The sequence below is a fragment of the Pseudomonas syringae pv. coryli str. NCPPB 4273 genome (assembly GCF_000972175.1).
GTDB lineage: Bacteria > Pseudomonadota > Gammaproteobacteria > Pseudomonadales > Pseudomonadaceae > Aquipseudomonas > Aquipseudomonas syringae.
Map to the genome: position 1 here is coordinate 494,503 of NZ_AWQP01000004.1, position 8,496 is coordinate 502,998.

Here is an 8,496-nt window from a genome sequence, read left to right on the forward strand (position 1 = left end):
ATGGACCTGACGATTCAACACTTTATTGCGCTTGCGCCACTGCTGATCACCAGCCTCACCATTGTCGTGGTGATGCTTGCGATCGCATGGCGCCGCAATCACTCGCAAACGTTCCTGCTTTCGGTAGCAGGCCTCAACCTGGCCCTGCTGTCGATTTATCCGGCATTGAAAGTCGCCCCTCTGGTCGTGACGCCACTGCTGCATATCGACAACTTTGCCTGCCTGTACATGGCGATCATCCTCGCCTCTACCCTCGCTTGCGTGACCATGGCGCACGCCTATCTGGGTGACGGCAAGGTCGGGTATCCGGGCAATCGCGAAGAGCTTTACCTGCTGATCCTGCTGGCAGCTGCCGGTGGACTGGTGCTGGTCAGCGCTCAGCATCTGGCGGGCCTGTTCATCGGTCTGGAACTGCTGTCGGTACCGGTCTACGGGCTGGCGGCTTATGCCTTCTTCAACAAGCGTTCGCTGGAAGGCGGCATCAAGTACATGGTGCTGTCGGCTGCAGGTTCGGCGTTCCTGCTGTTCGGTATGGCGCTGCTGTATGCAGAGGCAGGCTCGCTGAGCTTCGACGGTATCGGCAAGGCCATCGCAGCGACCGGCATGCCGAGTCCGATTGCCAGCCTGGGTCTGGGCATGATGGTCGTCGGCCTGGCCTTCAAGCTGTCACTGGTGCCTTTCCACCTGTGGACCCCGGACGTTTACGAAGGCGCTCCTGCGCCGGTCGCAGCCTTCCTGGCAACTGCCAGCAAGGTGGCGGTATTCGCGGTACTGGTGCGTCTGTTCCAGGTTTCACCAGCAGCCAGCAGCGGTGTCCTGCATGACGTACTGGCAGTCATCGCCGTCGCGTCGATCCTGGTTGGCAACCTGCTGGCGCTGACCCAGACCAATCTCAAGCGTCTGCTGGGCTACTCCTCCATCGCTCACTTCGGTTACCTGATGATTGCTCTGGTGGCCAGCAAAGGCATGGCGGTCGAGGCGATCGGCGTCTATCTGGCGACTTACGTCCTGACCTCGCTGGGCAGCTTCGGTGTGATCACCATGATGTCTTCGCCTTACAGCGGACGTGATGCCGATGCAATGTTCGAATACCGTGGTCTGTTCTGGCGTCGCCCTTACCTGACGGCAGTCATGACCCTGATGATGCTGTCGCTGGCGGGTATCCCGCTCACCGCAGGTTTCATCGGCAAGTTCTATATCATCGCCACCGGTGTCGAATCGCAGCTGTGGTGGCTGGTCGGGGCTCTGGTAATCGGTAGCGCCATCGGCGTGTTCTATTACCTGCGCGTGATGGTCACCATGTATCTGGTCGACAACAAGCTTCCTCGCCACGACGCAGCCATCAACTGGGCACAGCGCACGGGCGGCGTGATGCTGCTGGCCGTTGCGATCCTGACCTTCGTGCTGGGTGTCTACCCGCAACCGCTGCTCGATCTGGTGCTCAACGCCGGTCTGCACGTAGCGGGCTGATCCTGCGCAAACGCAAAGCCCTGCTCTCGAGCAGGGCTTTTTTTTGTCTTCGAAAATGGCTGGAACGGCTACCCGGCAACGCTTTTCGCGGCACGAACAGCGCCAGGGGATAGGCCCATCGTTCTTTTGAATGCACGGCTGAAGGCAGCCAATGAACCGTAACCCAGTTGACTGGCAACAGCCTCCAGAGAACAGTGTTCACGGCTCAGCCTGTGCAATGCCAGGCGCATTCTCAGCTCCGTCAGGTACTGCAATGGCGGCATACCCGTTGCCTCGAGAAAGCGCTGTGCGAACACAGAGCGGGAATGCCTGGCCTCATGGGCAAGCGTGGCCACCGTCCAGTTTCTGCCTGGGTGCCGGTGCATCATGACAATGGCCCGGCTCAGCCGAGGGTCTTGCAAAGCACCGAGCCAGCCTGTGGCATTCCCACAGCCGCCTGCAACCCAACCACGCACCAACAGCGCGGCCACGACTTCAGCAAGACGTGCCAGAATCCCCGCATGCCCGGCCTGCAGCATCAAGCTCTCACGCTCCATTGCCGCAAGCATGGGCCGCAGCTCGGGACATGTCTCCAACAGAGTGCTGACCTGCATGACATCCGGCATGGCGGCAACAAGCGGTTGCATGCCGCCCAGCTCCAACTCCATGCAACAGCTGAAGATGATCGCGTGATCAAAGACTCCGCCCTCCTCGTCGTATGCCCCATTGTGAACGCCATCGACAATGCCGGTAGACGGGTCAAACAGCTGTATATCGCTCGTAGCCGTGTCTTCAGCCGACAAAATGGCATGGTGCCCACCGCGCGGAATCAGAACCGCGTCTCCGGTATCGAGCCTGTACAGAACGTTCTCAGCGCTGCGTAGCCAGACCGGCCCACGTCCGACGAAATGAAACTGTGCTCGCCCGATTGCGTTACTGAAGCCAACACCAAGAGGCGGTACGACTTTCAACCTGCGGAATTGAACACCGAATAGACGCATACCGAGCAGCAGTTCGCTGATGGGGTCATTTGAGCAGGTTGGCATGGAGAACGGTCATCGCGAATTCAGGATGATTAATCAATTTTTCCGGATCCTACGCCATAGACCGTCCTGCGTCATCGACCTACAGTGCGCCCATCACTTCTGCCGCAGGGAAATCGCCTCATGAATCACATTCGCTTCGTTCGCCTACTGCGTAATACCTGGCTTGTCGCGCTGTTAAGCGGACTATCGTCGATTGCCCTGGCAATAGACAAAAGCTACACCGTCACAGCCCCTGACGGCGTCAAGCTCGCTGTGCAGGAATCAGGAGATCCGAGCGGCCCGGCGCTGATTTTCATCCACGGCCTGCTGGGCAGTCACCTCAATTGGGAAAAGCAGATCGGTAATCCTCAGCTACAGCGCTACCGGATGATTACCTATGACCTGCGCGGTCACGGGCTTTCCGACAAGCCCGGGAATATCGAGGCGTACCGCAATGGACGTCATTATGCGGACGATCTGGCAGCGGTAGTTGAAGCCACTGCAAGCAAGCGTCCGGTGCTGGTTGGCTGGTCAATGGGGGGCGTGGTCATGTCCAACTACCTCGCCGCCTATGGCGATGCGAAGATCGGCGGGGTTGTGTATGTCGATGGTGTCATCGAGCTCAACGCTGCTTTGATTACAGCCCATCCTCAAGTGTATGCAGGCCTGAGCTCAGAGGACCTGAAGACCCACCTTGATGCAGTACGTACTTTTCTCGGACTGTGCTTCCAGACAAAGCCGGATGCACTGATCTTCGAGCGGCTGCTGTCGAGTGCCGCGATGGCATCGTGGGCGATGACCCGTGCTACGCCTGCAATGACTGTCGATGCGGCAGAAGGCTTGCCCAGGGCAAAGGTGCCGGTATTGATGCTGTATGGCGGCAAGGATGAGCTGGTCAATGTTCAGCCCAGCATCGCACGTGCCCGGCAACTCAATGCGCGGATTCAATCCAAGGTGTACGAAAATTCAGGCCACGCGCCATTTCTGGAAGAAGCATCGCGCTTCAATACCGATCTGACAGCCTTCATGGACTCGGCTGCCATCGCGGCAAAAGGCTCAGAATGAGACCTGCTCCGGGGGTTATGTCCTAACAAAAAACCCGCGCATGCCCCCTGCCTGATAAATGGCAGGAGGCATGCGCGGGTCTGTGTCGGCTGCGCCTTCTTACGATATCAGCCAGGCAGTTTTACGGGCTTCTTGGCGCCGCTGAACAACCCCCAGCTGGACATGAACAGCGCCGCCACCAGAGGTCCGATCACAAAGCCGTTCAGACCGAAGACCGACATGCCGCCCAGCGTGGAAATAAGGATCAGGTAATCCGGCATTTTGGTGTCTTTGCCCACCAGGATCGGGCGCAGTACGTTATCCACCAGACCGATCACAAAGACGCCAAACAAGCCCAGTACCACACCTTGCCAAATCATCCCACTAAGCAGGAAGTAGATGGCCACTGGCGCCCAGACAATCCCGGCTCCCACCGCAGGCAACAGCGACAGGAATGCCATGATCACCGCCCAGAGCAGTGCACTCGGGATGTCCAGCACCCAGAAGATGAAACCGCCCAGCGCACCTTGCGTGACCGCGACCACCACGTTGCCTTTGACCGTGGCACGTACCACTCGGGTGAACTTGAGCTGCAGACGACGCTTCTGCTGTTCGCCCAACGGGAAGGCCGTGCGGATCTTGCGTACCAGTTCCTGTCCGTCTCGCAGGAAGAAGTACAGCAGGTAGAGCATGATGAAGACGCTGACGACAAAGTCGAAGGTGCCCTGCCCGAAGCTGAATGCCTGGGTCGCCAGGTACTGACTGCCCTGCATCGCGCCCTTGGCGATCTTGTCGCGCAACCCTTCCAGGTCGCCCATGCCCAGACGATCGAGCAGCGCCTGCATGGAGTGCGGCAGCAGGTCCTTGAACTCGGCCAGATAACCGGCGATATCCAGTTGCCCGGTCTCGACGTTCTTGTACAGCGTGGTGCCCTCCTGAACCAGCAAGGCGCTGATCACGATCACCGGCAGAATGGCGATGACCAGACAGATCATCAGGGTGCACAGGGAAGTGAGATTGCGTGACCAGTTGAACTTGATCTGCAATTTGCGCTGCACAGGCGCGAAGATGATTCCGAGGATGACCGCCCAGAACACTGCGCCATAGAACGGCAGCAGAATCCATATGAAGGCAATGGTCACCAGTACCAGTAGCAGAATGAGGGTTTTGTATTGCAGCGTGGTTTCGTTCATGTCCTGTCCATGTCATTAGACCGCGCGTCGCGCCCGGTCTAGAGCTTAGTCAGCACACGAGCGCACGAGTGCCATCTTCCATGAAGGCAATATGACGGCGACGTCAGTCGCGGGTGATGGCAGGGATTCACCCCCCTGCCAGACAGGCATCAGACCCGGAACTGACCACCAGGTTGTCCAGGCGCGCACCCGGTTCTGCCAGGCTGCGTGAGGTCTCGGCGCTTTGCCGGGTTTCATCGGCGACGCGCTCCACTGCACCCGCGATCCGATGAGCGCTGCGATTGATTTCTCTGAAAGATGCCGGCTGACGTACTACGGGGCAGTCCGCTCTGGCAGGTCTATGCGTACCCGCAATCCCCCTGCCGGACTCTCCAGCAATTGCAATTGACCGCCCCACGCCTCGACGATGTCGCGCACGATACCCAGACCCAGCCCGTGGCCAGTAATCTGCTCGTCAAGACGAGCGCCCCGACTGAACACTTCTGCGCGTTGCGCCTCGGGAATACCAGGCCCATCGTCATCCACCAACAGACAGAAGCCCTGATGCTGACTCAGAATGTCCAGACGCACCTCGCTGTCGGCCCATTTGCAGGCGTTGTCCAGCAGGTTGCCGAGCAGTTCGAGAATGTCCTCTCGATCCCACGGCAGGTACATGCCCGCCTCGACATCGTTGATCAACTGGAGGTGGGCACCATGAATCATACCCAGTGTGGAGAAAAGCCCGGGCAGTTCGGCGTCACAATCGAAGCGGGCTCCCGGTAGAGCGTCGCCGGAGAGGCGTGCGCGATTGAGCTCGCGTTCCAGACGCAGACGGATATTTTCCAGCTGCTCCTGCAGCGTCCTGCGCAAGGCCGGGTTGGCGTCCAATTGTCCGCTGAGGGCCAGGCTGAGCAAGACCGCGAGCGGTGTCTTCAAGGCATGTCCAAGATTACCCAGTGCATTGCGTGAGCGTTTCAGGCTGTCTTCGGTATGCGCGAGCAAGTGGTTGATCTGCGCCACCAGCGGCTCGAGTTCGAGGGGAACCTGATTATCCAGTTGTGAGCGCTGGCCCTGCTGGAGCTGAAAGATCTGCTCGCGAACGGTTTCAAGCGGACGAAGCGCTCTTCGCACGGTGATGCGTTGTAACACCAGCACCAGGATCAGCGCGGCAAGCCCAAGTCCCAGTCCGATCTGCTGCATGAGACGAAAACTCGCCCTGACCGGCGTGTAATCCTGTGCGACGGTGATTGAAACCTGCTTGCCGAACTTGCGGTATTCGCTGGTCAGCATCAACAGCGACTGCCCGGTTTTGCCGAGCTCAAGATTGGCATGCAAACCCACCCCGGGCTGGGGCAGCTCGAAATCCCACAGGGAACGGGATCGCCAGTGCCCCTGCGGCAAATCCATGCGGAAATAATGGCCGGACAACGGCCGCTGATAGGCACCCGACAGGCGATGATCATCCAGTTGCAGCCCGGCCGGTCCTCGTACCAGCGCTACCAGCAGGTTTTCACTCTCGTTGCGCAGACCTGACTCAAGGTAGCGCTGCAGGCCCACTTCGAACAGCCAAAGACTGGTCTGCGCCATCACCAGACCGACAACGACCATGACGGCGATCAGCCCCAGACTCAGACGTCGCTGTATGGACTTCAACCGCCGGCTCCACCGTACAAATAGCCCTGACCGCGGCGTGTCTCGACGACTGCGCGGCCCAACTTGCGCCTCAGGTGATTGACATGGACTTCAATGACGTTGGAATCACGCTCGTTTTCGCCATCGTACAAGTGCTCTGAAAGATGGCTTTTAGAGAGAATCTGTCCCGGGTGGAGCATGAAATAACGCAGCAACCGAAACTCAGCTGAGGTGAGCTGGATATCCACGCCATCCCGGCTGACGCATTGCCGGCCTTCATCCAGATTAAGGCCGGCCGATTCCAGCGTGGGCTGGTTGGCCAGCCCGTGCGAACGTCGCAGCAGTGCCTGAATACGCAGTTGTAGCTCTTCAGGATGAAAAGGCTTGGTCAGGTAATCGTCGGCGCCTGCCTTCAAGCCTTCTATACGCTCTGACCAGGAGCCTCGCGCGGTCAGAATCAACACAGGGGTCGCCAGACCTTTGCTGCGCCACTGTTGGAGAACCTCAAGCCCTGGCATGCCAGGCAAACCCAGATCCAGAACGATCAGGTCATACGGCTCGGTTGCGCCTTGATGAACCGCATCGCGCCCGTCAGCCAGCCAGTCGACCGCGTAGCCTTGACGCCCCAGCGCAGCGAGCAGCTCATCGGCAAGGGGAACATGGTCTTCAACCAGTAGCAGGCGCATCAGTCATCGTCCTCGTCTTTCAGCAATCGGCTATCACGTGCATCGAACTTGAGCTCGCGGACAACGCCCTCAGGGGTCAGCAACTCAAATTCATACACGTACATATTATTCTTTTCCTCGAGCTCGGCCTCCAGCAGGCGAGAGCCCGGATGAAGGCCCATCGCGCGCTCGATGAACTGCTCGAGAGGCAGGATGACCCCGCGCTGCCGCAAACTGAGCGCTTCATCCTGATTCAGATCTCTGGCATACACAAAAGAGCAGGTCAGGCTCAAACCAAGGATGACACAGAGACGCTTGTCGACATTCATTAGTTATCCTGATGATTCCTGTAGACCTGGCCCGTGGCGGCGTCCATTTCGAGAACCCACTCAATACCCTGTTTGTCACGCAGCTCGACAGTGTAAACGTACCTGCCGTAGATGTTCTTGAACTGCGTGCCAATGATACTGGCATCGGGGTGTTTGCTCAGCGCTTTGGCATCAAGCTTTTCAGCCGAATGAAGCGTACCTGCATCACTGAGGCGCAGCACTTCCTGTGGGTCGACGCTACGCGCCTGAATGAAACAGGACGTCAAAAAAAATGTAAGGGCCGCCAGCAGGGTGGTCAGCGTTTTCATAGGGGGTATCCATAGCGATCGGTGCTTCTATGGCGTCCACCTTAACCGGTACAACTTAACTCAAACTGAATAGATCTGGCCGAGTGCCATCAATCACTCCTGGCAGGGTCATCCCGGCCAACCCTTGCATGGAGTTTCAGGCCATTGCTGTTAAACTCGTCGATTGCATTTATCGCGTGAGCGATCGCCATTTTTCCGGGGCCAATACACAGTGGAAATCTTCAAAGAGTTTACCTTCGAGTCAGCACACCGCCTCCCCCACGTTCCTGAGGGGCACAAGTGTGGACGTCTGCACGGCCATTCGTTTCGTGTCGGCATTCATCTGGCCGGAAAGGTTGATCCCCATACCGGCTGGATCCGGGACTTCTCGGAAATCAAGGCGATCTTCAAGCCGCTGTATGAACGCCTCGATCATAACTACCTGAATGACATCCCGGGCCTGGAGAATCCAACCAGCGAAAACCTGGCGAAATGGATCTGGAATGAATTGAAGCCTCTGCTCCCGGAGCTGTCGGCGGTCCGTATTCACGAGACCTGCACCAGCGGATGTGAATACCGCGGCGACTGATTGCCCTGACAATAAAAAAACCACCTTATCGGTGGTTTTTTTGTGCCTGTCGATCGGCGGCAGATATAGCCACGCAGAAGCATGATGCATAGAAACGAAAACGTCTTTTCACGCTGGTTTTTACAGGCACCAGACAAACAAAAACCCTCAACGCGTAAGCGATGAGGGTTTCTGGAATTTAATCTTGACGATGACCTACTCTCACATGGGGAAACCCCACACTACCATCGGCGATACATCGTTTCACTACTGAGTTCGGGATGGGATCAGGTGGTTCCAATGCTCTATGGTCGTCAAGAAATTC

Annotated in this window: 10 protein-coding genes and 1 rRNA gene; 3 read left to right on the forward strand and 8 right to left on the reverse strand. The window is 57.9% G+C overall.

The features are described from left to right. Positions 1-1,470 (forward strand): NADH-quinone oxidoreductase subunit NuoN, encoded by a 1,470-nt coding sequence (gene nuoN, locus P406_RS04055; RefSeq protein ID WP_046235400.1) that lies wholly within the window; start codon positions 1-3, stop codon positions 1,468-1,470. 68 nt (positions 1,471-1,538) lie between these two features. Here nuoN and P406_RS04060 read toward each other — a convergent pair whose 3' ends face one another. Beyond that, a complete protein-coding gene (locus P406_RS04060) occupies positions 1,539-2,495 on the reverse strand; it encodes an AraC family transcriptional regulator (RefSeq protein ID WP_046235401.1) in 957 nt (318 codons plus the stop codon). A 120-nt stretch (positions 2,496-2,615) separates the two neighbouring features. On the opposite strand from P406_RS04060, the gene P406_RS04065 reads away from it, so the two are divergent. Then, positions 2,616-3,539, forward strand: coding sequence for an alpha/beta fold hydrolase (locus tag P406_RS04065; protein WP_046235402.1), 924 nt, complete (start codon positions 2,616-2,618; stop codon positions 3,537-3,539). A gap of 107 nt (positions 3,540-3,646) precedes the next feature. Here P406_RS04065 and P406_RS04070 read toward each other — a convergent pair whose 3' ends face one another. The 6 genes from P406_RS04070 to P406_RS04090 all read right to left on the reverse strand — a co-directional run bounded on the left by P406_RS04070 (position 3,647) and on the right by P406_RS04090 (position 7,624). Further along, complete coding sequence (locus P406_RS04070; protein ID WP_003411676.1) at positions 3,647-4,711, reverse strand: AI-2E family transporter; 1,065 nt, start codon at positions 4,709-4,711, stop codon at positions 3,647-3,649. Between the two features lie 127 nt (positions 4,712-4,838). Continuing rightward, the gene (locus P406_RS29665; protein ID WP_370737586.1) at positions 4,839-4,964 is read right to left on the reverse strand and encodes a hypothetical protein; all 126 of its coding nucleotides are present in this window, start codon (positions 4,962-4,964) and stop codon (positions 4,839-4,841) included. 59 nt (positions 4,965-5,023) lie between these two features. Further along, positions 5,024-6,343: a sensor histidine kinase gene (locus P406_RS04075; protein ID WP_046235403.1), complete on the reverse strand. Its 1,320-nt coding sequence runs from the start codon at positions 6,341-6,343 to the stop codon at positions 5,024-5,026. Further along, complete coding sequence (locus tag P406_RS04080) at positions 6,340-7,008, reverse strand: response regulator transcription factor (protein WP_003395667.1); 669 nt, start codon at positions 7,006-7,008, stop codon at positions 6,340-6,342. Before P406_RS04080 ends, P406_RS04075 begins: the two co-directional genes overlap by 4 nt. Further along, entirely contained in the window at positions 7,008-7,316 is a 309-nt protein-coding gene (locus P406_RS04085; RefSeq protein WP_003411684.1) for a PepSY domain-containing protein, read from the reverse strand. Before P406_RS04085 ends, P406_RS04080 begins: the two co-directional genes overlap by 1 nt. Then, on the reverse strand, positions 7,316-7,624 hold the full coding sequence (locus P406_RS04090) for a PepSY domain-containing protein (RefSeq protein WP_046235404.1): 309 nt from the start codon (positions 7,622-7,624) through the stop codon (positions 7,316-7,318). The genes P406_RS04085 and P406_RS04090 overlap by 1 nt, the downstream gene beginning before the upstream one ends. Before the next feature lie 211 nt (positions 7,625-7,835). On the opposite strand from P406_RS04090, the gene queD reads away from it, so the two are divergent. Then, positions 7,836-8,192 (forward strand): 6-carboxytetrahydropterin synthase QueD, encoded by a 357-nt coding sequence (gene queD / locus P406_RS04095; protein WP_003317991.1) that lies wholly within the window; start codon positions 7,836-7,838, stop codon positions 8,190-8,192. A 182-nt stretch (positions 8,193-8,374) separates the two neighbouring features. On the opposite strand, the gene rrf is transcribed toward queD, so the two are convergent. Beyond that, positions 8,375-8,490: ribosomal RNA gene (gene rrf, locus P406_RS04100) — 5S ribosomal RNA — on the reverse strand. Between the last annotated feature and the right edge of the window lie 6 nt (positions 8,491-8,496).